Raw genomic sequence first — 23531 nt, forward strand, 5'->3', positions numbered from 1 at the left:
AAATGAAAATTTATATGACAACACTTTCCTTCTGTTGCGCTCTTCCTCCGATCAAAATCAGATCATTTCTGCTGCAGAACATAAACAACCCCCATTCAGCGTAAGGATAAGCTAAATGGAGGTTTCATTTTAGATTGAGGAGGCGGCACGATGAATCATTCATTCAGTTTGCTCCCTGGTGAACAAGCGACGCTCTCTTGTGGCACTCCACCCTTTTTGTTTCGGATCGATATCCTCATCCGCCCGCATGAAACAATCCGCATCCTCCGGCATGTGAATGGCGCGCGGTTAGAGCGGATTTCGGAACAGTCGGAAAGTAACACCATCTCCATCCCCGACCGTTCTTTAGTGCATATAAGATGTTCTGCTGAGGAATGGGATTATTGCCTGGACTGCATCAATTGATCTGCCTACAGGTAACAGCTTGCATCTTTAGATAAATAAATTGATGTTACCATCATTGGCCTCTGATATATAGGTGGCCACCCCGGCAAATTCCATGCCGTCTATTAACTCTTCCTTTTGTATACCTAGCACATCCATCGACATGGTGCAGGCGATCAGCTTAATATCCAACTCCAATGCCATCTGGATTAACTCGTTCAACGTAGCAACATTTTTCTTTTGCATAACCCTTCGCATCATGATCGGTCCCAAGCCGGCGAAGTGAAGCTTGGACAACCCCAACTTCTCAGGGCCGCGTGGCAAAAGCCAGCCAAATGTCTTGTCCATCCAGGATTTTTTCACGTTGACCACTTGGTCTTTTCGCATGATATTAAGACCCCAAAAAGTAAAAAACATTGACACTTGATTTCCCATAGCTGCTGATCCAATAGCTATGATAAAGGCTGCCAAAGCCTTGTCCAAATCACCGCTAAACACAACCATCGTTGTTTTTTTGCCGTTCATGGGTCAATCCTCTCTTCGTCCTTTTTTGATCCAAAAGCGATACGTCGAGCCATCGGTTTGTTGTTTAACAATTGTATGCCCATTTGCTCGAGCCCACATCGGAATGTCTTGTAATGAACCGGGATCAGACGTATGCAACTCCAAAATTTCATTCACGGACAGTCGCTCGACCGCTCGCTTGGCTTGAATCAAGGGGACGGGACATTGCAAGCCTTTGCAATCAAGCACATGATTTGCTTCCATATCGCGCATCCTTTCTTTTAAAAATATCTCCATCAAAATATTGACAGAGCTCCTTGTTTGGTAAGATGAGGCAACGGATTGACCCATCCGCGTTCGGCTTAAACGGGATCGAATCGTTTTTTAATTTTTTTAAATAATACAGGTATTATCATCATAAATAAAATTCGGATTGTGTGTCAATCGAATTTTGACCATTCAGTTAGATTTGGTAAAAGGGACACAGTTTGTTAAGATTTTCACAATCAAGGCAGATACCTTTTATGGTTAACTTAATGCTGGGGTGATAGTATGCTCAAACAACCTTTGGGTCGATTGCGTGTCATTGGCTTTCTTGAAGGGATGTCCTATCTCATTTTATTATTTATCGCCATGCCTATGAAATATTTGGCTGACTATGCCGTGGCCGTCACCATTACCGGCGGATTGCACGGATTGCTGTTCGTCCTCTTCATAGTTGCAGTAGGCCATGTTGCCATTGTGAACCGCTGGTCTCTGAAACAAATCATCGGCGCGCTGATCGCTTCAGTCATTCCATTTGGCACCTTTGTGTTGGACAAGCGCTTAAAGGAAAGCCATTCGCGTGAAGGATAAAAAGATGGGTAGCTAATCACCCATCTTTTTATCTGCCATGATTAACTCCATTCATCCCGATGCAGCTTGATGAACTCCAGATATTTTCGCTTCATCTCGAGCCGTTCATGATCAAACAAACCATTTTTCATCAATTGCATGAACTGTTTTCTTGTGATGGAACCTTTTCGATAAAGGCGGTTTAACCGTCTGCGCTCTTCAACCGGAAGCTTCTGAATCTGGTTCATCACCTGTCTCCTTCCGTTTGTTCAAATCAATGTGGATCAGTGGATAAATCAGGCTAGCAAAAAGAATTGCTCTTTCGATTTCTATTTTCTCATATGCGTCAACGGGCGTTCCCGTGACTGATAACACCCCGATTGTTTTTCCATCCAGCGAACCAGCCTTGATAGGGACGCACAAAATGGTACGATACACCTTGCGAGATAACTCTTTGCGGTCGTATTCATACTCCAAATTCTCCACATCCGGGACATAATACAGTTCATTCGTGCGATACGCCTTCCCTGCCGAACTTCCGATAATCGGCGGGCGGTAAAATTTGACCCGATGTGAGTGTCCACTGGAATGGGCATAATGGATCAAGCAGTCCTCTTCGGGATGTTTGACATGGATGATACAACGTGGATTTTTCTCGCGGAAACCCTTAAACGTATTGACGAGATAATCCAGAAGATTCATGAAAATATCGTCGCGGTTTTGGCGAAAATGCTCTTCTTCCACGATTGCGGTAGCGATTTCATCCGCAGTGTACATGATTTGTGACATCGTGTAAGTCTCATCGTCGTACCGGTTATCCAATTCTTCATACAGTTGCCGGAGTGTATTGATTTCTTGAGTCAGTTTGTTCACCTGTCTTTTCCCTTTGGTTATCTCCAGCTCTTTTTCTTTAATCAATTCAAGCAACTCTTTCCTTTCTTGCTCCAGTAAAATAACTTTCTTTTCAAGCTCATCATTTTCCTCCTGGCATCGTTCCAACTGGATTAATGTTACTTGCCCCCCTTGATCTGTTTCTTCCAAGTTGCGTCCCATCCAATCATTTTTTCCGGTGGCATAGCGATAAAGATGAATGATAATCATGACAACCAATCCAGCGGCAACAATATATGCGAGGAAATTGAGAAACCATCCCGAACTGTCATTCAATATCTCCAATAATCTGATTAAATCTTCCGCCATATTATCTCCCCTTAGCATATGGCATCAAACTACAATCCAAATGATGACCTATAACAATTATATCGAATATTTTATTTTTTCAACAATAAAAATTTTCCTTTATTTATGTGATAATAGGTGGCAGAGGTGAAAATGGAATGATTGCAAACCGTTTAATCCAGAATTTGGAGCATTGGAAGAGCAATGCCGTTGGAAATTGGGGAGTTTGGATCGAAGATTTAACCAGCGGTACCACTTGGGTATGGAATGAAACCAAATCATTTTACGCAGCAAGCATCATAAAAGTTCCCATCATGGTCGCCGTTTATAAGCAGGCGTTTCTAGGTCGTTTGGCATTGGCTGATGAGATCATCTTGACGGCCGAAGATCAAGTGGGAGGAACAGGCGTTCTGCAACATCTGTCACCAGGGCTGCGCCTCTCGGTGCAAGACTTGACCACACTGATGATAATTCAAAGCGACAACACCGCCACCAATATCCTGATTGATCTGTTGGGGACGGAAACGATCCGTGAAACCATGGATGAACTTGGTATGCGAAAAAGTACCTTTTACAACAAGTTGATGATCGTACCAGCGGCGCCAGCTGGCCTGAACATGATTACCGCAGCGGATGTTGCCCAATGCTTTCGCCACATCGCGCTGGGTAAGGCAGTATCGCAATACGCCAGCAGACAAATGGTCGAAATCTTAAAAAAACAGCAACTCCGAGACTGTTTTCCGACGGGACTGCCAAGTCAGCACAGGGATATCATCGGCTGGTTACCGGAATGGGAGTTGGCCCACAAGACCGGGATGGTCACTCAAACGTTGCATGATGCTGGTATTTTATATACTAAGTCACGGGCGATGGTGATGGTTGCGCTGAGTGAGGAGTGTGAATACGAGCAAGCGCAACAACAAATGAAACAATTGGCCCGTTTGGTATATGAGGCATGCCTTGCATCCGATTAATCCCCCCCAATACAAATCGATGCGCCGCTCATTGCAATAAACGGCGCATCGAGTCCTGTATCAGCACCAATGGAAAGTAAGGTATCATCACCTCCTGACTACTTCTTGATTTAAAGTATTCACATTAACTTATAGTTCATTATGGATGATCTAGTTATTCAGACCATCTGTTACATGTCTCCCGGCCTAATCTTTTGCTTCCATCCACATGCCTTTCACCAAAACCGATTTGATCACCCACCGCTCTCCATCTTTGACGCATGGAAAACGAATATCCTCATCAGGGTGATAAAGGTACAAGTGCCGATCCGTCTGCAATAACACAATGCTTTCATGTATCAGTCGTTCGATCTCTTGGCCAGTTAAATTTTTTCCCAACCTCTCTTCCAAACGTTTACGCAGATGGCGCGAAAAATGAAAGAAACGTTGGTTAAAGACAATCACCTGCCTGTTCCACTTCTTTCAAAAAATGGTATACCAAGTCTCGCTTAAAACCCGGAAGCGCTTTCATCATGGTAATGGTAAAGTGGAAAACGCCCATTCGTTTAACCAATTCCTGAATTTTCTTCTTTGAATTATCTGACACTAATCCGAATTCTTTGGAAAAAAATTCGATGATGTCATCAATTTCCTCTTTAGGCAGTTCTTTTTCAGGCAATTTGCCTTTCATCTCTTTAAGCACGGCGAAGGGAGTCTCCTCTCTTTCCGCCAAATGGATCAATGACAATTCCAGTTTGTTGTCATCCTTGATCTGTTTCACTTGGGCCTCTAACAAGTCGTTCACTTCCAGATTAAAACCGGGGGGGATTTGCGATATATGAATCAAGCCTGGCACAAGATGTTGATCCTTAGTCACCACAAATGCACCATAATCAACCAACTTCGTGACGCGGACGGGTACCATTTCACCTTCTTCATAAGGGACGGCATGTTTACGGCTGGTTTTGTTTAAATATTGTGAAATCCTCTCGTCGATGCCCATTCTTCTCTCCTCCGTTTTTTGTGGTACTTATCATTATATAAGAAAGGACGACTTTCGTAACAGTGGGCAATTCTGTTTTTTTCAAACAAATCCAGGCCATCTGCGGTGATTACAAATACTACCTTCCGCGGTAAAAGGTTATTCAACAATTAATACAACGGCCAAGGCTTCTGCAAGGGGTAGCGATTGCAAAGACCTTGGCCGTATGCATGACTAATTAAATTAAACGATGATACCCATTTTGTTCAATCTCTTCTTCACTTCAGTAACGACAAATTCAGCATCCTGCTCATTGTTCACCACATCAATTTCGTCCATGTTCACCACCAACACCTCTGAAGCTTTGTAATGGTGATGAACCCAGTCATCATACCCGGACCACAGTGTGTGATAATAGTCCACCAAGCTGGGACCCTGTTCAAAATCACGTCCGCGCATGCCAATCCGAGTCAGTACCGTTTCAAAAGAAGCGCTCAGGTAAACCATCAGGTCAGGTGCCTTTTTGGGCATTCCTTCGATCTCCTCCAACATATTGTCCAACAGACGCTCATACGCATGGAATTCCAAATCATTGATACGGCCTAACTCGTTCAGGGTCTTCGCGAAGTACCAATCCTCATAAATGCTACGATCCAAAACGTTTTTCTTATCGGTTAAGGCTCGTTTGATGGCCTTAAAACGCGTATCCAAAAAATGCAATTGCAACAAAAACGGATAGCGCATGCGCTCACTTTCTTCCTCTGATGCAGTATACAACAAAGGAAGCAACGGATTATCGTCAACTGATTCATAAAACACTTTACTGTTCAAGGCCTCTCCCAACAATGTCGCAACACTGGTTTTCCCCAGCCCAATCATCCCGCCGACTACGATCACTAGTTCGTCACTCCCCACCATCTAGTTCACCTCTAAGCTAACTTGCTCATATCGGGTTGTATTGCTTATATCAGTTATTATCATAACGAATGAATCCAAGCAACTTATAGATCATACCATCAATGGAAGCAATGGCGCCAGGGGGAATTTTTTACGTGGCCGTCAGACTACTGCATCATTGCATCTTATCTCCAAACATGAAATATATATAAGATTTTTATTTTTATCAATTATCGCAGTAAAAAACGCGCAATTGTGCGCCAAATTAGGTACATTATGTTAATTTAATATTTTACAAATACTGACCGTAAGTTTATAATATGAAACGAAGACAAAAATCATAGAGGTGAAAAAACATGTTAAAATGTAATTTAGATTTAATCTTAGCTAAAAAGAAATACGAAGGATTTATGCTTGATTTAAATGGAAACAAAGTGAAGCCCACCAAAACAAATTTAGCCATCGCCTTGGGTGTAGTGAAACAGCAAGTAACCATGTGGACAAGCAATACTGCTTATCCCAGAATGGATACATTGTACAGAATGGCAAAAATTTTAGGTGTTTCTACTGATGAGTTGTATACATTTGAAGAGAGTGAAGAAGAAATTCAAAAACATAGAGAAGAAATAGCCAAACGACTTAAAGAAGAAGAGGAAAAATCTAAAAAACGAAAAAAAGAATATCAATTAGCGAAACAACAGAGAAAGGAATAAGTCTGAAGAAAGTTGCTTTATTTATTTAAAGAAGTAGTGTTAATTGACTGCTCGGTCTAACAACGGTTGAGAAAAAGAAAACCTAGCAAGAATCGAATTGCTAGGTTTTCTAGATGCCGTTTTATTCAGCGGATGGCTTGCTGACAAACAACCAGTCGTGGATCTTGAGAACCTCGGTCATATTGACCTGGGGTTTGAGCATGTAAAGGATCTCGTACCCCAACACAATTCCCATCAACAGGTTGGTGATGGTTTGAGTATCCATATCAGAACGGATTTGCCCCATCTCCTGGCCTCTTTCAACGATCATATGGAGGAATTCCGACCATTGGTTAAAGTTCAGTTCTAGCCATTCCCGAACCGTTTCGTCTTTGCGGGAATATATGACCAACTGATAAAAGGTGGCCGTCCATGTCAATGGATCGTCACCAAGGCTGGCGTAAATTTTGGTGGTCACTTTTTCCAAGATGGCCCGCACATTACAATTGTCGAGAAACAATTCCTCTTTAATTTCAGCCGCCATATGCCCATACCCGCGGTCCAAACGGGTTCTCATCAATTCATACAACATTTCTTCTTTGCTTTTGAAATGAACGTAGAAAGAGCCTTTGGTTCTGCCGATTTGTTTCATAATCTCATCAATGCTTAGCGCATCAAATCCTTTATCGGCCATCAACCGGAATGCGGTTTCAATGATTTTTCTTTTCGTTTCTTTTCCTGTGGAATATTTCATGCGAGCCTCCAATCGTATTCGAATTGAGCGAATAAATACTATTATATATTGATTTTGATAAATAGGCATCCTGTAAAGAAAGCGTACCAAACACACAGTTTCTTTTCAACCTGAAAGAGGTGTGAAACATCGAATTCGGATACAAATGAACGAAAGTCATAAGTGAAGCAAATCAGAAATGGGGTTCGGTTCCACCGGCCGGTTTCTGCTCCAACTTCATATATGATATACTAACCGGGAACATTCGTCGAATCTGAGAAAAGGGGGATTGTGATGAAAATATCCGTTATTTTAGGTAGCTCCCGTGACAATGGGAATGCAGAGACTCTTGCACGGCGGTTGTGCGATGGGCTTGATGTGGAATGGATCACCTTGCGAGACAAAGACATTCGCCCGATCCGTGACCAACGCCATACAGAACATGGATTTGAGCCGGTCGATGATGATTATGAAGATGTGATCCAACAAGTCATGAACAGCGATATCCTCGTCTTCAGCACGCCGCTATACTGGTATGGCATGTCTGGTCACATGAAAAATTTTGTGGATCGCTGGTCGCAAAGCCTACGCAATCCGGCATACGATTTTAAAGGCGCAATGAAGGACAAGCCCGCTTATGTGATTATCTCCGGCGGGGAGTCGGCCAAAATCAAAGGGCTGCCCTTGGTTCAGCAATTCCAGTACATATTTGAATTTATGAATATGAAATTTGCCGGCTATGTCATCGGGCGGGGTACCAAGCCTGGCGAAGTGTTAAATGACAAAGTCGCTTTGCAAGAAGTAGACCATCTCAACCAAACTCTCAAAAATATGAGCGTCTGATAAAATTGCGCGGCATAAGCCCACCCAGAGAATGGGTGGGCTTATGTTGTGTGCCAGCTTTTTACGCTGTGATCACTCTCTGCCCCACTTCTAATGTACATGCAACCGCATTTTTCGCAATATCCTTCCAAACGTTCATGAGGTTAATAAAGCGTAAAAATCCCTTTTCTTAAGTAGTTTCCAACTTTAATCAAACTGTTTGGAATACAGATGTGTATACACTCCATCGCGCGCAAGTAACTCATCGTGCGTACCTTGTTCCACAATTCCATCTTTCGTTAGTACAATAATTCGTTGGGCATTGCGGATGGTGGAAAGGCGATGGGCAATAACGAGGGTCGTACGTCCTCTTGCTAACGATTCTAGTGATTTCTTGACGATGCTTTCACTTTCGTTATCTAGCGCGCTCGTTGCCTCATCTAAAATAAGAACGGGTGGATTTTTTAAGAATACGCGAGCAATGCTTAGTCGCTGCTTTTGACCACCAGACAAGTTGACACCTCTTTGTCCGATCTCGGAGTGGTAACCGTTTGGCAAACTCATAATAAAGTCATGGGCATTGGCGCGCTTGGCTGCCGTAATAATCTCTTCATCGCTCGCCGCTGGATTTCCGTAGCGGATATTTTCCATCACCGTTCCCGCAAAAAGGTAAACATCTTGCTGTACAATACCGATGTTATTTCTTAATGACTGCAGGTCGATATCGCGAACGTTGATCCCGTCTAGTAACACCTCCCCATCTGTCACATCATAAAAGCGAGGGATGAGAGAGCATAATGTAGTTTTTCCCACACCAGACGGACCAACTAACGCAACGTACTCTCCCGGTTGTATACGAAGCGACAGGTTTACTAAGACATTGTCCAAATGGTCTTCGTAACGGAAGGAAACTTGCTTGAACTCAATCTCGCCATGTACCTCTGACAAAGTTATGGCATTCTGTTTGTTTTCGATTGCTGGCTTCAGATTCATGATTTCCATAAAGCGCTGAAAGCCAGTGATTCCTTCTTGAAACTGCGTGCTCATATGAGTCAGTCGTTGAATTGGTTCGATCATAAAGTTGATATACAGTAAGAAAGTAATCAAATCAGCTAACTCTAAAGTGTTATTCACAATGCTAGCACTACCTAAGATAATCACCGTGATCGTAATCAGTTGGATAAACGCTTCAACACCATTGAAAAAATACGCTTCCGCCTTGTACGTATTCTTTCGGCTATCAAGGAAACGATTGTTTTCTCGGTTAAACTTTTCAATCTCTACGTGCTCGTTGGCAAACGATTTTACCACGCGGATTCCTGAAAGACTATCCTCTACCTGTGCGTTTACGTCCCCGATTCGCTCTTTGTTTCTTCTTAATGCCTTATTCAACTTTTTATTAAAATATAATGTAAAGGAACCTAAAAATGGTAAAAAACAGAACACAGCGATTGTTAAGGGGGCGTTAATATAGAACAAAATAACAAATGCTCCAATAAAACGGGCGAGATACTTGACGTAGTCTTCTGGACCATGATGATAGAGTTCGGAAAGCAAAAGCAGGTCGTTCGTTATTCGAGACATGAGCCGACCTGTCTTTTCCTTATCGTAAAAACTTAAGGAAAGCTTCTGCATGTGCGCGAACAACTCGCTACGCATATCCCTTTCCATACGAGCGCCGAGTTCATGACCTTTGTAGTCTACAAAGTAGTTTCCAATATTCTGGATGACGACTAAAACAAGCATCAACCCACCAATCCAGTACACTTCACTTAGCGCAGTGGATAAGTCTCCTTCCAGAACATCTTTTGTTATATATCGAACGAGTAATGGAAATACCAAAGTCACAGCAGATACGATAAAGGCGCAGGCCAATACCGAAAGAAACAACGTTAAGTACGGTTTGTAATATGAGAAAAATTTTTTTACTGGAAAACGCATGATTTACCCCTTTTTTGTGTTATTTAAACAAACACATATAAGGGGTACACCATTTATAACTAAGAAGATGTTCCACCCTTATATGTTTGTACGGTTTGATTTGTCATGGTTTTCATGAGAATTGCCCCTCCTTGTTCGTTAATACTTTCATTTTAAATTTAGTTTAATAAGGAGTAAACATCATTATTCCATCAATTTATAGCATAAATAATAATAAGAAATATCTATCTTATTCTAACTTCACATCCAAAGATTGGGGTGGTTCCTATAAATCAATGATGCAATCGCCAAATCGCTTAATATATTTCGTAAGAACCTTCTCGTCTTAACTGCCGACAGCGGTCAAATCTACGACGTTTGGAAAATAACCGCGTTTGCAACCAAAGCATTATACTTGCAGTATTTAAGAATGAGAAGCTCGCAGTCTTCCCAAGGAAGCAATTGTTCTCGATAATGTCGACAAAGCAGCCGGTTCTTGGATGAAATCACCGCTTCACGTCTTCTTTTTCCGGAAGGTTCATAATACATATAAAGTATTCATCTTTAATGACGAGGGGGGGCTGTCATGTTAAAACGGCGTCGGTTGGTCTATAAACGACCTTGGCCATTGTCTTTGGTCCAATGGATCAAGCGTTTCACACCACCGATCCGCTTGCGCCGAGTATCGGGGTTCGCCCCTCTCCGGGCTCCTTCCCCACCGTCGGCTGCGGGTCTTCCCTACCGCATGATTCAGTGTGGTCCGAAGATGAAGCTGATTTTTCTTCTTCTGATTTGTGCGGCCATCATCATCTTTCCAATATGGTTCATTGAAGTTAAATATGATACGACGTTATCGACGATTGCCAAGACGGAAGCGAAGAAAATCGTTGAGGAAGCGTTTTTAAAAGGCGTCGCAGATGTGCAGGCTGCACTGAGTAAAGAAAAAAAACAAGTCGCATTTATGCATAAAGACCAACAAGGGCGGATTGCCGGCATCAGTTTTGACAGCCACGCAGAAGGCAAGATATACCAAATTCTGACCGACCGTATCTTGCATGAATTGAAAGATTCCCAAGACCGTGAGCTTCACATCTCGTTGGGGAAGATCGCTGAAAGCAGCATTTTATCCGATTTTGGGCCGAATATCCCTTTGGATATCTGGATTGAAGGGTCTCCCCATGTCACGCTGACGACCAAAGTGGAGCAATCGGGGATTAATACAACGTTGGTAAACATCTTGATTCATGCAGAAATCGAAATCGCCACCTTATTGCCATTTGCCAAAGAACACTTCACTGTCAAATATGACTATCCCATTATTCGGGAGTTGGTGGTGGGTGAAGTACCGAGCATCATGCCGGACGGAACCAAGACCAAACCCATCCCGCTCATCCCGAACTAAAAAAGCAGATGGGCATAACCCATCTGCTTTTTCGCTTTTTCACCGATCCAAAATCGTTTTGAATGTCGTCTGATCGAGTCGTTTGATCAATGCCAAGGCAAACGCTTTAGCCGCTTCAACATCTTCTTTGTCAACAATCGACGCATGGGAATGAATGTAGCGCGCACAAATGCCAATCGCCGCAGAGGGAATGCCAATCCCTGATTGATGCACCCGTCCGGCATCAGTGCCTCCTTGAGATACAAAGAATTGATAAGGAATTTGCTCAGACTCTGCGGTGTCCAACAAAAAGTCCCGCATACCCGGTGAAGTAATCATGGACCGATCGTAAATGCGGATGACCACTCCGCCCCCGATTTTACCAAATCCGTCGCTCACGCCCGGGGTGTCGCCCGCCGGACCGGAATCAACAGCTAAAAACACATCAGGCTGGATCATTTCCGCAGCCACTCCGGCCCCGCGCAAACCGACTTCTTCCTGAACCGTCGCCCCGGCGTACACCGTGTTGGGATGATCCGTCCGTGCCAACTCTTCCAGTACTTCCAATACCAATCCACAACCAAAGCGGTTATCCCACGCCTTGCTCATTACTCGTTTGCCGCCTTCCATTTCCACAAATGGACAGTGGGGCACGACAACATCCCCAAGGCGGATCCCCCACTCTTTCACATCCTCTTCGCTGGTTGCGCCGATATCGATAAACATTTGATTGACGTCCACTACTTTGTTGCGCTGCTCGTCACTCAGCAAATGGGGAGGCACAGAACCGATCACCCCTGGTATCCGTTTTCCATCCCGAGTGATCACATCGACTCGTTGAGCAAGCAACACTTGGGACCACCAGCCACCTAGGGGTTGGAACTTCAAAAAGCCGTCCGTAGTGATGCGGGTAATCATGAAAGCAACTTCATCCATGTGCCCGGCAAACAGGATGTTGGGTCCTTCTTCCGCACCGCGTTTTACGCCATAGATGCCCCCTAGCCGATCCTGTACAATCTCTTCGGTCACTTCGGATATGTATGTACGCATCACTTTCCGCATAGCTTGTTCAAAGCCGGGAGCACCCGGCGTTTGTGTCAAAACTTTGTATCGTTCCCAGTTGATGGTGCTCATCGGGACTCCTCCATTTCAAGTGAATTTTGCAATTTTTCTTCTTGAGATTTTTTCCATTCCCGATATCTCCGATGTACGGTTGCCCGTGAAACATCATATCCAAACCCTTTTAACGTGGCCGCGATCTCCTCATAGGTAAGCTTTTTCTCCTTTAACGCCACGATTTGCTCCAGCGGTACTTCTTTCTTTTCGCGTCCGCCCAATCCTTGGTTCTTGAGATTCTTGGCTGGATTGAATCCCTTCTCTCTCACTGCGCGCCGCATGCCCCAACTGATCTTCTGATTCATCATTTTCCGTTGCAATTCTTCCACTTTGGCTATGATTGACAATACCGTCGATTCGCCGGCATCCAATTCCAGCTCCCCACGCTGTTGCAGTGAGTAAATCTTGCAACCAGACCGATAGAGCTGATGGATAATGGCCAATTTCGCTTCTCCCCGTCCTAGTCGCGTATCGTCTTGAATAAGGACAGCCTCGACTTTTTCTTGTTTCAACGTGTCAAATAGCTCGTGCAAACCGGGCCGGTTAAGGTCAAACCCACTGTATTGCTCAGAAATGACCCGCACGACATCAACAGACAACTCTTCTGCCCATTGCTCCAGATCAAGGACTTGCCGCTCCAAACTCGTTTCCTGCTCTTCCTTCTTTGTACTGACACGCGCATAAATGATCGCTTTCATCTTTACTTCTCGCTACCATCCTCTCACAATCTTGCAAATCCACATCGATTTAGGTAAAGTGGGTTAGAAGGAGTGATATGAATGATCGATCAACAATTAATTAATAGAATCAATGAATTGGCTCGTAAAAAGAAAACGGTCGGGCTTACGGAATTAGAGCGAAAAGAACAACAGAAGTTATATAAAATTTACTTGGGAGCCATCCGCGGACAAGTAAAACAGCAATTATCCAACATTCGTTTTGTCGAAGATCAACAATAATTTGGTAAACGATTCAATTATATCGCATGTCACGTTGACGAACAAATGGTTAAGTCAGCGCGGCAGTGGAAAGCAGAGTGACCATACTCTGCTTTTTTTTGGCCTTCAACGCAAAAAGAGCCTGGGTTTCCAGACTCTATGCATCCGTGTCATACCAGGGGTTCAGGTGGATGAGAACTTCTTGTATTTCCCCATCATGCGCCATCAACGCCTGTTTGATTTTCCGTGCAGTATCATGCCCTTCCTGGATCGACAACTCGCCGGGAAGCCCCACCCGCACATCCACAATTGTATAGTGTCCGTGTTCTCTAGCCCGGATGCGGTCAATCCGTTTGACATGGGGGACGTTTAAAATAATTTGAGAGTATTCTTTGATTTTTTCTTCCGGCAGGTTTCTCTCCATCAAAATCCCCATGGATTCCCGACCCATATCAATGGCGATTTTGATAATCAATAAAGAGACTACAATGCTGGCCAGTGGATCCCCGTATTGCGCAAAAGGGAGACCATATAGTTGACCAGCAATGGCCGCACCAATCCCGATCACTGCGGCGAGGGAAGCGTATACATCAGACAAATGGTCATAGGCGGTGGCGATTAATGCTTTGCTGTTCTCCTTGCGCCCGATGCGAATGGTGTAAATGTAAAGAACCTGTTTCCAGACCAATGACAGCACTGCAGCTGCAAAGGATAACCAATGCGCTTCAACAGCGGGCTCAAACAGCGAAGCGATGGAGTGATAAATCATATAAAGCCCGATAATAAACAAAATAACTGCAACAACGCCAGATGCGATAACCTCCGCTTTCCCATGCCCATAGGGATGTTCTTCATCTGCCGGTTGCTTGGACACCCGCATCGAACCTAATGTCGCTGCCGACGCAATCACATCGGCCGCATTATGAGCTCCGTCGGCAATCAACGATGGACTCCGGAACACAAATCCAACCCCAAACTTTAAAACCGTCAGTGCAACATTGCTTGCCAAACCGATCGCAGCCGCTACCATTGGCGAGTTTAGCCATATTTTCACTTTCTTCACCCATCTTTTACTGTTCGCTTTTGGGTCGAATTTTAAACGGGATTGGATCATATTTTGGCTAATGGTTTGTACCTCATGCATTGGCTCCCCATGGTAAAATTAAAAAAGAAGTCTTCAGCTTGAACGGATTATTAAAACAGGTGGAACTGATCACATTGGACGTTCAAAGATACGATTGTGGAGGGTTCTTGCTACTATAATTTTTTATGATTCTTATTTTCTACCTTAGAAAAGAAAAATATAAAAAAGGACTCCATGGCCATATAGACAACGAGTCCTTTTTGTCTTTCCGTTGTTCCAAAGAAAATGAATCCACACGCTTGCCAAGCAGACTGATCACATAAATCCCAAAGGAAGTTTTTTGCCGTACTTTTGCGGGCAGGGCTTTGCATTGGATGTATTTGTGTTTATAATACAAACTAGTTACATATATAAATCAATTTGTGATATTGGAGTTGGTTTTCGATGATGCCATTTAAAGAAATGACCCGATTGGATAAATTGATTCACGAGCCTGCCCGGTTGGCGATCATGAGTGCGCTTGAGGCTTGCACCATGGCAGAATTTCTGTTTTTGCAAGAATTAACCGGACTGACCAAAGGCAATCTTTCATCCCATCTGTCCAAATTGGAACGGGCCGGTTACGTGGATATCAGCAAACAATTCGTCCGCAAAAAGATCCCCCACACCACCATCCGTATCACCCATGATGGCAAAACGGCAATCGCCAGATATTGGGAACAATTGGACCGCATTCGCGAAACGGTGCGTGAATGGCATCAGAAAGAATGAGGAAATTCATCCGCCAGATAATAGCGTTTGAGACGGGGCAATGACTGTTTGTTAATAGATAAGTCCTGCCCGATCGGTATATCTTGCCAAGCGATTCCCAGCTCGCGACGAAATTTCTCTTTAATTTCCGGACGATGCCCTTCATTCATAATTAATTTACGTGCATCCGCAGTAAGAATGCAATTGACGATCCAGTTGAACAAGAAGTCTACTTCCCGTTGGCTCAATCCCTCTGCCATGATGGCCGCATGGGCTCGGCGCAAGCCATCTTTGGGCGTCATTCCTTTCCTTAGTGCCGCCAAGGCGTTTTCTTCGACCCGTTTAAACGTTTGGAGACTAATATCTATACTCATAACCCTTCCCTTTCTACTCGCCTGTTTTTGTTATTTTTTAACATTTACGTGACAGAATCCTGCCGGCAAAATCTGACAAAAAGATGTCAAAACAAAGTTTTTTCGTGGCGGGTGGCTCAAATGCCGTGCTGATTTCCTGGGTTAAACCAACATCCGCCATGAGGTTTGGAAAGGAAGTAGAAACAAAGATGACACCTGTTCAAAAAATCATTGATAATGTGAGAGAAAATTAGAAGGGGTTCATGGGATTACCCAGAAACTCTGCAAGAAGCCATCATAAAATGGTTTCTTTCTTATGCTGCCGGACATTGCTTTCGCGCGATATCTGGTTTGAATCAAGCTTTGTTTGCCAAGAACAAACAATATTGCATCAATGAGAAAAAAGCGGTCATGATGGTTGATCAGTTTGCAATCAAGCCTGCTGACTATAAAAAAAGAGTAGATCAGATTTTTACCCTGCTCTCTAAAGATGAAAACCAGATGCAGCAAGCAACCGATATGCTCCGGGATCTAGTCACCGAAACAGAAAAGATTATTCAAAGTAAATGAACATTCATATGAAATGACTTGAGTCCCCCAAAAAGGGTTCTCAAGTCATTTTTCAAAGAAATGCATAGGTGTACCAACATTGACGTTGACATTGTTCTCACTTTTCGGATTCATCTACGCCGGTTTCGTCAGGTATCTCTTCTGATAAGCCCAATTGGCGCAATCGGTAGCGGCACCAGAAAGCTGAACGGGCATAGTCATAATGATACTTACTAAATGAGCCATCGGGATGGAGATATGCCCACACTTCGGGATATTCTTCCTTGATCAACTCAAGAACCGTTTCTCTCTCATCTTCCATCCTGTGTTGATCAAACCCGTATTTGGCGGCAATCCATTCCAAAGAATCAGAAACAAAATGCGGCACCTGACGCCAATTTTGCCGCCACTCCTCATACGATTCAATCAGATAGTCAACAGACAGGTCAGAGTCGAAAATATCGTAAAGCAAGTGTCCTGGGAGCATCTCTCTTGTTTTCATATGACAACATCACACCGATCATTGTTTTATTGAGAGTAATATACAATCACCTTCTTATCCATTCCTTCTATTTTTGCAAAAAAAAACCAACCGTCTTCGTAGCAACATCCCAGAAGGAATGTGGGATGAAACCAAGAAGAAATTCAGGGCGAAAGTGACTGATTGATGAGATGCCAAAGGAGGCTATAATGAATATCATCAACGATCTCGAACCTGGAACATTCGACCTGCATATTCACACTTGTGCTTCAGATGGCGTGTTTACACCCGCTGAAATAGTGGAAAAAGCATCTGCGATCGGCTTGCAAACCATCGCCATCACCGATCACGATACGGTAGCCGGTGTTGCTGAAGCGATGGCAGCCAGCCAATCCACCTCGCTGACAGTGATTCCCGGTGTGGAGATCCGCACGCGTTGGCGAAAATATAATGTGGATGTATTGGGTTATAACATACGGGATTTACACCAAATGCAACAGCGGTTGCGCATTCTCCATGAAGATCGGAACGAACGGGCCAGACGCATTATCGATAAATTCCGCCAGTTCAACATGCCAATCACCATGGAGGATGTTCGCCAGTACAGCGGCGACGGTGTTATCACCCGCCCCCATATTGCAAAAGCGATCGTTGCCAAAGGCTATCTCTACAGTGTACGTGATGTTTTTCGGCATTATTTAGGTGACGGTCGACCCGCTTGCGTTGATTTGACAGGGCTTTCGATAGAAGAGGGCATCCAGATGATTCATAACGCTGGTGGAGTCGCCGTTCTCGCCCACCCATATTGTTTTAAAAACCCGACCCATATTGAGGAGATGATCACATTGGGGTTGGACGGCCTCGAAGTCTGGCACCGCGAACACCGTCCACGGGATGTCAACAAGCTGATTCGCCTCGCTGAGAAACATCATCTCTTCGTCACAGGCGGTTCCGATTTTCACCATGACGCCCACCCTTTGGGGCGCTTTTTGATATAAATCTGAACCTACCAGGCTTGGACCCGTTTTTTTATTTTCCCCCTGTAAAGAGACTACGGTTTTGATTACACTATAAAAGAAAGACATTTCGTGTACAGAAAGGTTAGACTGAGATGAGCTTAAAAAACTTAGGAATCCTATTGGCGTTAGCCGCATTGTGGGGGGCTTCTTTTCTATACATCCGTGTGGCGGTCTCAGAGGTGGGGCCTGTCTTTTTGGTTTGGTTGCGCGTGGGAATCGCCTTATTGACCCTGCTTGCTTATGCTTTTTTATTGAAGATTCCCTTTTCCATAAAAAAAGATCATGCAAAGTATTATTTGCTAGGTCTCATGAACACAGTCCTTCCCTTTGTCTTGATTTCTTACGCTGAAGTCCATATCACATCCTCATTCGCTGCAATTTTAAACGCAACAACTCCCCTGTTCACTGCGGTGGTCGCGCGAGTGTGGTTAAAGGAAATGTTTACTGTTCAGAAGGTTTTGGGACTTCTGATTGGCTTTGTTGGTGTCTGTGTTCTTGTCGGTTGGTCACCCATGGAATTAAATTTGGCCACTGTCTTGGCTATTTCCGCTTCACTACTCGCCGCGCTTTTTTACGGTTTGGGCTCGACCTACGCCAAAAAAACGTTTGACGTATCGCCCTTATCTCTGTCAATCGGGCAGTTATTGGGAGCCACAGTGTGCATCCTTCCTTTTGCAGCCCTGGATGTCCCTGCCAACCTCCCATCCCTTCCCGTCACTCTTTCCATTATGGCATTGGCGATCTTATCCACTGCGTTCGCCTACTTGCTGTATTTTCGATTGCTTCGGGATGTCGGGCCGACACAAACCAATTATGTAACCATGCTGGTGCCAGCCTTTGGTGTGATCTGGGGCATGATGTTTCTGAATGAGCCGATAACAACAGGTACCGTCATCGGGATGTTTCTCATCTTGGTCAGTGTCCTCTTCTTCTCCAACTTACCAATGTTCAAGCGAAAAAAAGCGACAGACGATCATGCAGCTTAAGTCCGAAAAGCCTTAGTCCCCGTGCGGCTAAGGCTTTTTACTACACTGATATTCAACTCCTTTTAATTACAAAAATTGAAAACGATGAAAAGGAAATTCGGGATGAGGGTATAAATATTTGAGGTTGAATCTTTTCACACAGCGAAAGGAGCACGTGGCATGAAAGATATTGAGTCTTTTTTGCGCGGTTTTAAACCAGCCTTGCTCACCAATCCACACTACCAAACGTATCATGCGGTTGAATCATTGAAGTTGGCTTCTTATCCAAGTGTCGGTGTCCGCCTGCATCAGATGGACCAGCTCTTATATTTTCAAACGGAGACCAACAAACGCCGTTTTTTAAAACAAACACACCTCCTCCCTCCCGACTCCCCTGCTTACCATCGGGAAGTGGGATTGGCGCTGGGGTTTCCGCCCCGAGCGGTAGAATATTACGTGTCGATCATGCACCATGAGGGTGTGGATGAGTGCAAAGTATATTTGGAATACTGCGGAATAGGTTTTGTCACTTCGCTTGACTATATGCAGGAAGACATCCTGTGGCTCTGGCAACATGTCCCGACTGCATCTCATAAGTTCAACACCAATGTCTGCTATAAAATACGTGGGCAACAAAAACCATGCCATCTGATCATCCGTTACGGCGATCTCCCCGCTCTGTCCTCTGCATATCACACCATAAAAAAGATGCTGGAAGAATCCAGCGTACGCATTTGAAAGTGGATCGTTTCTTTTCCGCGCACTTTTACTTTCATCCGACGGATGGTTCTCTCTTTACTTTCTTGCGTCAGCCGCTTCAAACACATCACTTCCCCATTTGTGTATGAAGTACCGTCGGTTTTGCGATTCCCTCTTTTTTCTCTCACGCAAGTCCCCTTTGTTTTTTTCTGTATCGCGGAACTGATGAACATACGTATCTCCTGCTACCACCAACCGATACCCGGCTTGTTTGAGCCGAACGCCATAATCATCCACTTCATGGCTTCCCATGCCAAACCACTCATCCAATTCACCCACTTCTTCCACGACAGCCCGCGGCAAGACACAACAAAAAGATTGGAGGCGGGACACTTCTTTCCAGTGACGCGGGTCACTGTGGTTGTATTGGTTGCTGAAGCGATGGATTTTGCTTAGCGCTTGAAATGGAACAGGCAAACGTTGCTCTTCCAATCCCCGATTGGTCATCGGTCCGACCATGCCGGCCGCGGGTGTCTCTTTAAGCACTCTAATCATCTGGGTCAACCAACGATGTGAGGGCACTGCCCTCTGCTTCAACCAGACGATGTATTCACCCGATGCTTTTTTCATCCCTTGGTTGATGGCTGCCACTTCTCCTCTGTCCCATCCATTGCGAATAAAATAAAGGTCATCTCGTTTCAAGATATAATCCGGGATAAAATCTGAAGCATTATCAACCAATATGATCTCATAACGCTCTTCGGTATAGCGGCTAAGGTTATGAATGCACCGCCATGCACTTTCCCAACGGTTTTTGGTGGGCATAATTACGCTAGCTATACAAGGCTTACACATTGCCAGTCGCCTCGCTTGTTTTCAAGGTCTTTTGCACCATTGCTTGCCCGTTTTTTTTAAGTCCGAACAGCCGATGATCGGGATGGTTCATCAACATCGGCAAATAATGCCGCAGTTCTTTGTGGAGGAATTTGGGATTGAGCACCAAACCGGTATATTGGTGACGAATCCACTCTCCATGGTCTCCCTGGTCATCCGTTAACACGACAATGCCAGCATGGAGACATTGCACATGGAAAGCTGCAAATGAACACTCGGCTGAACCCATTGTCAATGTGAGATCTGCTCCCTGCCACAACGCAAGTTGATCCGCTTTGCCAGGAGGAACAAACCGGATGTGCTGGTGTTTGGTTTCTTTCCGATCAGTAACCCACATGACCTTCAATTGAGGTGACAAACGGCATATCAGCCGCAATGTGTCCAAAAGAGCTGTTTTCTCTGCATGCGGTATTAAGCGATCATCTATCCATAACACCTTTTGTCCTAATGCACCCAAATGCTGTTTCATCTTTTTTTTACGTTGAATCAAAAAAGGAACGGCGCGGGGAACAGGATATCTCACATCGGCCGGGATTTGTCGCAGTTTGAAATGATGCCGAAAAGCATAGGAAGGAACCCACACGGTACGTTCACGCAAAAACGGATATGCGTCTGGGGATGGCAATAGGTCATAAGCAATGATCGGATTATGGTGTTTGGACAAGGAACACAACTCTTCAACAGTCGGATTGAGCAGAAACGTGCGTCCCTCTCTTTGTTCGGACAGTATCGGAAATCGCGCACAACACGGTTCAGGCAACAATGAAGACAAACTGTGTTGGCAGACAAGTTGCTGTTGATCTGTCATAAGCGAACTCCATATTCATTTTTAACTTTACTATATTCTCTTTGGCATAAATCGGTCACGAAGCAAAAAAGCAAGGCATCCGCAAAATGGATGCCTTGCTTTTATTTTTGTTCGGATAACCATTGAGCCAAGGTGGCTTGATCTTGTTTGCTCACATAGTCTTGTGACGGCATATTGCCTTTTCCCTTTTTAATGATCTGGAGAATCTCATCTTTGTCGTATTTGGCCCCCACTTTCTTCAATGCTGGGCCAAATCCACCTTGTAAGTTCCCGCCATGGCAGTTGGCACAGTGCCGCTGGTAAATATCTTGCGGCCCTGCTGTTTCAGTCGTCGACGACGCCCCTTGGCCTGGGGCCTCTGCGTTTTGGCAAGCCGTTGTGGCGAGAAGCAAAACCAAGCACGCCAGAGTGGCGCTTCCAACCTTGTGCATGCGTTACACCACCACTATCAAGATTCTCTAAGCTTCATCTGGTTCTGTTGTTGCCACTCACGCAATTCAGCTTCATCTTTGGCTCTTTCTTGTCGAAGCCATTTAAGGAACACCAAGCCGATCGCCGTGATATAAACGATCTCCTGCATGATCTTCATGATGACGCCACCCAGCTGCTGATCGTGAATGGGACTCATCACCGGAAAGACTTGTGACATCTCCATATAAGATTGGAACAAGACAATGTCAGTGAAAGTAATCATCGCACAAGCCGGAGTGAGCAAAATGCCGTTAGCGAAGATTAACCCCAATTTGGGAATCGGTTTGATGCGATCCCATTCCGGAATTGGTCCGATGATCGGCCACCACATGCATAATGCTGCAAACAACAAGATACCGTGCGATAGGTTGTGCAATAGGTGTTCTTTCATGATCTTGTCAAAAACCACCGGCACGTGATAAAAAGATATCAACCCGTTAAAGAAAAACACAGAGAATAACGGTTTGGTGAAGAAACGGATGATGCCGCGCACGACTTTCAGTTTGACGACAGGCCGCAATAAGTAAGCAGGCATGCCCAACAGCAGCAAAGGCGGCACAGCAAAATATAAAAGCGACATTTGCATCATGTGCATGCTGAACAATTCATGCGCCATCAGATTAAGCGGACTTCCCAACGCAAAGAAATAAATAATCAATCCGCTGAGAAAACAGAACTTCTTCCATCCGGGCACCGGTTCCGCATCTTTGAAACGCTTTCTAAACGGGCCCGTTAACCAAACGTACAGTATTCCGATCGCCAGGAATACAAGGTTCAATTTGTAATCCCAGTTGCTCCAATACCCATACACCTGAAAGAACTCTTGACTTGACATGGAACAAAACCTCCGTCCCAATCATATTCAATGCCATCATACCATATCTTGACCGGTTTCGCCTTTTTGCAAAATGTGAAGGTGATGTGACTAAAGCCAAAAGATTCAAGAATATATTTCAGTTAAGATGCCAATCATCCCATCTGCATATTCATGTTTAACATGTTCCATCACTCCAAAAGCAAATGGGGAGGCGTGTTAATGATCCCATGTATCATGATCAGAACCCACATATTTCGATACCGACTGACTCCAGAGATATCTTAAAAAAAAGCCCGTCCCCCCTTGATTGACAATAACCATTGTGACATCTGCCAGCAAATATCAGCCTCAAACAAAAACATGGCGGATTGAATCACAAGTTGCTGTTTAGGTTTGATTAGATTCCAATATTTGTCCATCAGTTCTACATTCCCTTGGAAAATGCAATAACCCAGCGAATTACTACATTCTGGCATCTGAAGGAGACTTGTCCATGTTCAAGTGGATGTCTTGTAGCCATTCTATCCTTAAGCAATCGCGGATTGTCACTTCCGAGCATCGGGAGGCTGCTCTAAAATTTCTCGCTCTTCTTCGGCACGAAGTTGACCTGTCACCTGAATTGCATGTAGCTCAGAATTATGGGGTATCACGCATGCGTGAGGGTCAAGAAAAAATAAAAAGTTGACTTCTATATAGAGAAAGGGTTATTTGATGCTGATTGAGTTTTATTTTTAAATTTGTTTTGTTTGTGTAGCAAACTTGTTTACGTTAATGGAAATATGAGCGCTTTTTATTACGATTAAGCTTTCTATAACAGATCTCGGCCGTCTAATACCCTAATTCAACTCAAACATGCATTGCCTAGCAGATGGATGCTACGCCCCCTACCCCCGCGATGAAAGCCACTGCATTCCTGCATATCCCTTTCTAATTGAAGCCGTATGTACAGATCGTTTATCTCAAGCCTTAATAAGATTGACCCTCAATTATCCATTTCTCTATACCATAATCGCGGAGTAGTTGTGGTTAGTTCGAAAATTTAGCTTTCATCCATCTATTCTGCAACATATTCTACTTGTTTCTCAGTTATCGATATAGGATATTGACAAGGAGCGCCATGTACCTTGATTGTCGTCAGATATAGCTACTCTTTTTCGTAGGTAATCTGTAACTCTCGATTTGAGTTCTCCGTTTGATAGGTTCAAGCAAATGATAAATCGTTGCTTCATTTAAATCCAATTGCCGAATTCCCTCTGAAATCTTGATAGGAACGCCGAAAAGCACTTTTTGGCTATCCAAAGTCACA

The 23531-nt window shown here is 44.2% G+C and carries 30 protein-coding genes; 12 read left to right on the plus strand and 18 right to left on the minus strand.

Going from position 1 to position 23531, the window contains the following annotated elements:
- Positions 1-150: 150 nt before the first annotated feature.
- Entirely contained in the window at positions 151-405 is a 255-nt protein-coding gene (locus tag EDC32_RS06180) for a hypothetical protein (protein ID WP_132220534.1), read from the plus strand.
- Between the two features lie 27 nt (positions 406-432).
- Here EDC32_RS06180 and EDC32_RS06185 read toward each other — a convergent pair whose 3' ends face one another.
- Both EDC32_RS06185 and EDC32_RS06190 read right to left on the minus strand, forming a co-directional pair.
- The gene (locus EDC32_RS06185) at positions 433-909 is read right to left on the minus strand and encodes a DsrE/DsrF/DrsH-like family protein (protein WP_132220536.1); all 477 of its coding nucleotides are present in this window, start codon (positions 907-909) and stop codon (positions 433-435) included.
- Positions 910-912: 3 nt separating this feature from the next.
- Entirely contained in the window at positions 913-1152 is a 240-nt protein-coding gene (locus EDC32_RS06190; RefSeq protein WP_132220538.1) for a sulfurtransferase TusA family protein, read from the minus strand.
- Positions 1153-1440: 288 nt separating this feature from the next.
- Here EDC32_RS06190 and EDC32_RS06195 point away from each other — a divergent pair, with 288 nt between their 5' ends.
- Positions 1441-1743, plus strand: coding sequence for a DUF3817 domain-containing protein (locus EDC32_RS06195; protein WP_132220540.1), 303 nt, complete (start codon positions 1441-1443; stop codon positions 1741-1743).
- A 41-nt stretch (positions 1744-1784) separates the two neighbouring features.
- Here EDC32_RS06195 and EDC32_RS06200 read toward each other — a convergent pair whose 3' ends face one another.
- Together EDC32_RS06200 and EDC32_RS06205 are read right to left on the minus strand one after the other, a co-directional pair.
- Positions 1785-1970, minus strand: coding sequence for a hypothetical protein (locus tag EDC32_RS06200; RefSeq protein WP_022738218.1), 186 nt, complete (start codon positions 1968-1970; stop codon positions 1785-1787).
- The gene (locus tag EDC32_RS06205) at positions 1942-2922 is read right to left on the minus strand and encodes a GAF domain-containing protein (RefSeq protein WP_022738216.1); all 981 of its coding nucleotides are present in this window, start codon (positions 2920-2922) and stop codon (positions 1942-1944) included. The genes EDC32_RS06200 and EDC32_RS06205 overlap by 29 nt, the downstream gene beginning before the upstream one ends.
- 137 nt (positions 2923-3059) lie before the next feature.
- Here EDC32_RS06205 and EDC32_RS06210 point away from each other — a divergent pair, with 137 nt between their 5' ends.
- Complete coding sequence (locus EDC32_RS06210) at positions 3060-3875, plus strand: serine hydrolase (protein ID WP_132220544.1); 816 nt, start codon at positions 3060-3062, stop codon at positions 3873-3875.
- A gap of 186 nt (positions 3876-4061) precedes the next feature.
- Here the strand turns inward: EDC32_RS06210 and EDC32_RS06215 are convergent, their stop codons facing one another.
- The 3 genes from EDC32_RS06215 to EDC32_RS06225 form a co-directional block, all read right to left on the minus strand.
- The gene (locus EDC32_RS06215) at positions 4062-4319 is read right to left on the minus strand and encodes a hypothetical protein (protein WP_132220546.1); all 258 of its coding nucleotides are present in this window, start codon (positions 4317-4319) and stop codon (positions 4062-4064) included.
- The gene (locus EDC32_RS06220; protein WP_132220548.1) at positions 4306-4857 is read right to left on the minus strand and encodes a S1 RNA-binding domain-containing protein; all 552 of its coding nucleotides are present in this window, start codon (positions 4855-4857) and stop codon (positions 4306-4308) included. Before EDC32_RS06220 ends, EDC32_RS06215 begins: the two co-directional genes overlap by 14 nt.
- Before the next feature lie 222 nt (positions 4858-5079).
- Complete coding sequence (locus EDC32_RS06225) at positions 5080-5754, minus strand: deoxynucleoside kinase (protein ID WP_132220550.1); 675 nt, start codon at positions 5752-5754, stop codon at positions 5080-5082.
- Between the two features lie 335 nt (positions 5755-6089).
- On the opposite strand from EDC32_RS06225, the gene EDC32_RS06230 reads away from it, so the two are divergent.
- Positions 6090-6446 carry a helix-turn-helix domain-containing protein gene (locus EDC32_RS06230; protein WP_022738210.1) on the plus strand — a complete coding sequence of 119 codons (357 nt, stop codon included), beginning with the start codon at positions 6090-6092 and terminating at the stop codon, positions 6444-6446.
- Between the two features lie 121 nt (positions 6447-6567).
- Here EDC32_RS06230 and EDC32_RS06235 read toward each other — a convergent pair whose 3' ends face one another.
- Positions 6568-7179, minus strand: a complete 612-nt coding sequence (locus EDC32_RS06235) for a TetR/AcrR family transcriptional regulator (RefSeq protein ID WP_022738209.1) — start codon at positions 7177-7179, stop codon at positions 6568-6570.
- Positions 7180-7452: 273 nt separating this feature from the next.
- Between EDC32_RS06235 and EDC32_RS06240 the strand changes: the two genes are divergently transcribed.
- The gene (locus EDC32_RS06240) at positions 7453-8001 is read left to right on the plus strand and encodes a flavodoxin family protein (protein ID WP_132220554.1); all 549 of its coding nucleotides are present in this window, start codon (positions 7453-7455) and stop codon (positions 7999-8001) included.
- Between the two features lie 186 nt (positions 8002-8187).
- Here EDC32_RS06240 and EDC32_RS06245 read toward each other — a convergent pair whose 3' ends face one another.
- The gene (locus EDC32_RS06245) at positions 8188-9921 is read right to left on the minus strand and encodes an ABC transporter ATP-binding protein (RefSeq protein WP_132220556.1); all 1734 of its coding nucleotides are present in this window, start codon (positions 9919-9921) and stop codon (positions 8188-8190) included.
- A gap of 565 nt (positions 9922-10486) precedes the next feature.
- On the opposite strand from EDC32_RS06245, the gene yunB reads away from it, so the two are divergent.
- Complete coding sequence (yunB, locus tag EDC32_RS06250) at positions 10487-11302, plus strand: sporulation protein YunB (RefSeq protein WP_132220558.1); 816 nt, start codon at positions 10487-10489, stop codon at positions 11300-11302.
- 39 nt (positions 11303-11341) lie between these two features.
- Here yunB and EDC32_RS06255 read toward each other — a convergent pair whose 3' ends face one another.
- Together EDC32_RS06255 and EDC32_RS06260 are read right to left on the minus strand one after the other, a co-directional pair.
- On the minus strand, positions 11342-12415 hold the full coding sequence (locus EDC32_RS06255; RefSeq protein ID WP_132220560.1) for a M42 family metallopeptidase: 1074 nt from the start codon (positions 12413-12415) through the stop codon (positions 11342-11344).
- Positions 12412-13095, minus strand: coding sequence for a YneB family resolvase-like protein (locus EDC32_RS06260; RefSeq protein ID WP_132220562.1), 684 nt, complete (start codon positions 13093-13095; stop codon positions 12412-12414). Before EDC32_RS06260 ends, EDC32_RS06255 begins: the two co-directional genes overlap by 4 nt.
- 81 nt (positions 13096-13176) lie before the next feature.
- On the opposite strand from EDC32_RS06260, the gene EDC32_RS06265 reads away from it, so the two are divergent.
- Positions 13177-13356, plus strand: coding sequence for a DUF896 domain-containing protein (locus EDC32_RS06265; RefSeq protein ID WP_022738201.1), 180 nt, complete (start codon positions 13177-13179; stop codon positions 13354-13356).
- 136 nt (positions 13357-13492) lie between these two features.
- Here the strand turns inward: EDC32_RS06265 and EDC32_RS06270 are convergent, their stop codons facing one another.
- A complete protein-coding gene (locus EDC32_RS06270) occupies positions 13493-14365 on the minus strand; it encodes a cation diffusion facilitator family transporter (RefSeq protein ID WP_132221001.1) in 873 nt (290 codons plus the stop codon).
- A 498-nt stretch (positions 14366-14863) separates the two neighbouring features.
- Here EDC32_RS06270 and EDC32_RS06275 point away from each other — a divergent pair, with 498 nt between their 5' ends.
- Positions 14864-15190, plus strand: a complete 327-nt coding sequence (locus tag EDC32_RS06275) for a transcriptional regulator (protein ID WP_022738198.1) — start codon at positions 14864-14866, stop codon at positions 15188-15190.
- On the opposite strand, the gene EDC32_RS06280 is transcribed toward EDC32_RS06275, so the two are convergent.
- Positions 15178-15543, minus strand: a complete 366-nt coding sequence (locus tag EDC32_RS06280; RefSeq protein WP_132220564.1) for a hypothetical protein — start codon at positions 15541-15543, stop codon at positions 15178-15180. The two genes, EDC32_RS06275 and EDC32_RS06280, sit on opposite strands and share 13 nt — an antisense overlap.
- 330 nt (positions 15544-15873) lie before the next feature.
- Between EDC32_RS06280 and EDC32_RS06285 the strand changes: the two genes are divergently transcribed.
- Positions 15874-16092: a hypothetical protein gene (locus tag EDC32_RS06285; RefSeq protein WP_132220566.1), complete on the plus strand. Its 219-nt coding sequence runs from the start codon at positions 15874-15876 to the stop codon at positions 16090-16092.
- Positions 16093-16189: 97 nt separating this feature from the next.
- Here EDC32_RS06285 and EDC32_RS06290 read toward each other — a convergent pair whose 3' ends face one another.
- Positions 16190-16573 (minus strand): hypothetical protein, encoded by a 384-nt coding sequence (locus EDC32_RS06290; protein WP_132220568.1) that lies wholly within the window; start codon positions 16571-16573, stop codon positions 16190-16192.
- A gap of 188 nt (positions 16574-16761) precedes the next feature.
- Here EDC32_RS06290 and EDC32_RS06295 point away from each other — a divergent pair, with 188 nt between their 5' ends.
- The 3 genes from EDC32_RS06295 to EDC32_RS06305 all read left to right on the plus strand — a co-directional run bounded on the left by EDC32_RS06295 (position 16762) and on the right by EDC32_RS06305 (position 19274).
- Entirely contained in the window at positions 16762-17550 is a 789-nt protein-coding gene (locus EDC32_RS06295; protein WP_132220570.1) for a PHP domain-containing protein, read from the plus strand.
- 113 nt (positions 17551-17663) lie between these two features.
- Positions 17664-18557: a DMT family transporter gene (locus tag EDC32_RS06300; RefSeq protein WP_132220572.1), complete on the plus strand. Its 894-nt coding sequence runs from the start codon at positions 17664-17666 to the stop codon at positions 18555-18557.
- Positions 18558-18716: 159 nt separating this feature from the next.
- A complete protein-coding gene (locus EDC32_RS06305) occupies positions 18717-19274 on the plus strand; it encodes a hypothetical protein (RefSeq protein WP_132220574.1) in 558 nt (185 codons plus the stop codon).
- Positions 19275-19331: 57 nt separating this feature from the next.
- On the opposite strand, the gene EDC32_RS06310 is transcribed toward EDC32_RS06305, so the two are convergent.
- From EDC32_RS06310 to EDC32_RS06325, 4 genes are all read right to left on the minus strand, one after another.
- Positions 19332-20090, minus strand: a complete 759-nt coding sequence (locus tag EDC32_RS06310) for a glycosyltransferase family 2 protein (protein WP_132220576.1) — start codon at positions 20088-20090, stop codon at positions 19332-19334.
- The gene (locus EDC32_RS06315) at positions 20083-20937 is read right to left on the minus strand and encodes a glycosyltransferase (protein WP_132220578.1); all 855 of its coding nucleotides are present in this window, start codon (positions 20935-20937) and stop codon (positions 20083-20085) included. Before EDC32_RS06315 ends, EDC32_RS06310 begins: the two co-directional genes overlap by 8 nt.
- A gap of 101 nt (positions 20938-21038) precedes the next feature.
- Positions 21039-21368, minus strand: a complete 330-nt coding sequence (locus EDC32_RS06320; protein ID WP_132220580.1) for a c-type cytochrome — start codon at positions 21366-21368, stop codon at positions 21039-21041.
- 17 nt (positions 21369-21385) lie between these two features.
- Complete coding sequence (locus tag EDC32_RS06325; RefSeq protein ID WP_022738183.1) at positions 21386-22243, minus strand: cytochrome c oxidase assembly protein; 858 nt, start codon at positions 22241-22243, stop codon at positions 21386-21388.
- Positions 22244-23531: the final 1288 nt, after the last annotated feature.

It is taken from the genome of Laceyella sacchari, from assembly GCF_004343255.1.
In the GTDB taxonomy this organism is placed as follows: Bacteria; Bacillota; Bacilli; order Thermoactinomycetales; family Thermoactinomycetaceae; genus Laceyella; species Laceyella sacchari.

Excerpts from the sequence above, each read along its gene's own strand:
- EDC32_RS06180 (WP_132220534.1), top strand. The coding sequence starts at position 151 with ATGAATCATTCATTCAGTTTGCTCCCTGGTGAACAAGCGACGCTCTCT.
- EDC32_RS06185 (WP_132220536.1), bottom strand. The coding sequence starts at position 909 with ATGAACGGCAAAAAAACAACGATGGTTGTGTTTAGCGGTGATTTGGAC.
- EDC32_RS06190 (WP_132220538.1), bottom strand. The coding sequence starts at position 1,152 with ATGGAAGCAAATCATGTGCTTGATTGCAAAGGCTTGCAATGTCCCGTC.
- EDC32_RS06195 (WP_132220540.1), top strand. The coding sequence starts at position 1,441 with ATGCTCAAACAACCTTTGGGTCGATTGCGTGTCATTGGCTTTCTTGAA.
- EDC32_RS06200 (WP_022738218.1), bottom strand. The coding sequence starts at position 1,970 with ATGAACCAGATTCAGAAGCTTCCGGTTGAAGAGCGCAGACGGTTAAAC.
- EDC32_RS06205 (WP_022738216.1), bottom strand. The coding sequence starts at position 2,922 with ATGGCGGAAGATTTAATCAGATTATTGGAGATATTGAATGACAGTTCG.
- EDC32_RS06210 (WP_132220544.1), top strand. The coding sequence starts at position 3,060 with ATGATTGCAAACCGTTTAATCCAGAATTTGGAGCATTGGAAGAGCAAT.
- EDC32_RS06220 (WP_132220548.1), bottom strand. The coding sequence starts at position 4,857 with ATGGGCATCGACGAGAGGATTTCACAATATTTAAACAAAACCAGCCGT.
- EDC32_RS06225 (WP_132220550.1), bottom strand. The coding sequence starts at position 5,754 with ATGGTGGGGAGTGACGAACTAGTGATCGTAGTCGGCGGGATGATTGGG.
- EDC32_RS06230 (WP_022738210.1), top strand. The coding sequence starts at position 6,090 with ATGTTAAAATGTAATTTAGATTTAATCTTAGCTAAAAAGAAATACGAA.
- EDC32_RS06235 (WP_022738209.1), bottom strand. The coding sequence starts at position 7,179 with ATGAAATATTCCACAGGAAAAGAAACGAAAAGAAAAATCATTGAAACC.
- EDC32_RS06240 (WP_132220554.1), top strand. The coding sequence starts at position 7,453 with ATGAAAATATCCGTTATTTTAGGTAGCTCCCGTGACAATGGGAATGCA.
- EDC32_RS06245 (WP_132220556.1), bottom strand. The coding sequence starts at position 9,921 with ATGCGTTTTCCAGTAAAAAAATTTTTCTCATATTACAAACCGTACTTA.
- yunB (WP_132220558.1), top strand. The coding sequence starts at position 10,487 with ATGTTAAAACGGCGTCGGTTGGTCTATAAACGACCTTGGCCATTGTCT.
- EDC32_RS06255 (WP_132220560.1), bottom strand. The coding sequence starts at position 12,415 with ATGAGCACCATCAACTGGGAACGATACAAAGTTTTGACACAAACGCCG.
- EDC32_RS06260 (WP_132220562.1), bottom strand. The coding sequence starts at position 13,095 with ATGAAAGCGATCATTTATGCGCGTGTCAGTACAAAGAAGGAAGAGCAG.
- EDC32_RS06265 (WP_022738201.1), top strand. The coding sequence starts at position 13,177 with ATGATCGATCAACAATTAATTAATAGAATCAATGAATTGGCTCGTAAA.
- EDC32_RS06270 (WP_132221001.1), bottom strand. The coding sequence starts at position 14,365 with ATGGTAGCGGCTGCGATCGGTTTGGCAAGCAATGTTGCACTGACGGTT.
- EDC32_RS06275 (WP_022738198.1), top strand. The coding sequence starts at position 14,864 with ATGATGCCATTTAAAGAAATGACCCGATTGGATAAATTGATTCACGAG.
- EDC32_RS06280 (WP_132220564.1), bottom strand. The coding sequence starts at position 15,543 with ATGAGTATAGATATTAGTCTCCAAACGTTTAAACGGGTCGAAGAAAAC.
- EDC32_RS06290 (WP_132220568.1), bottom strand. The coding sequence starts at position 16,573 with ATGAAAACAAGAGAGATGCTCCCAGGACACTTGCTTTACGATATTTTC.
- EDC32_RS06295 (WP_132220570.1), top strand. The coding sequence starts at position 16,762 with ATGAATATCATCAACGATCTCGAACCTGGAACATTCGACCTGCATATT.
- EDC32_RS06300 (WP_132220572.1), top strand. The coding sequence starts at position 17,664 with ATGAGCTTAAAAAACTTAGGAATCCTATTGGCGTTAGCCGCATTGTGG.
- EDC32_RS06305 (WP_132220574.1), top strand. The coding sequence starts at position 18,717 with ATGAAAGATATTGAGTCTTTTTTGCGCGGTTTTAAACCAGCCTTGCTC.
- EDC32_RS06310 (WP_132220576.1), bottom strand. The coding sequence starts at position 20,090 with ATGTGTAAGCCTTGTATAGCTAGCGTAATTATGCCCACCAAAAACCGT.
- EDC32_RS06315 (WP_132220578.1), bottom strand. The coding sequence starts at position 20,937 with ATGACAGATCAACAGCAACTTGTCTGCCAACACAGTTTGTCTTCATTG.
- EDC32_RS06320 (WP_132220580.1), bottom strand. The coding sequence starts at position 21,368 with ATGCACAAGGTTGGAAGCGCCACTCTGGCGTGCTTGGTTTTGCTTCTC.
- EDC32_RS06325 (WP_022738183.1), bottom strand. The coding sequence starts at position 22,243 with ATGTCAAGTCAAGAGTTCTTTCAGGTGTATGGGTATTGGAGCAACTGG.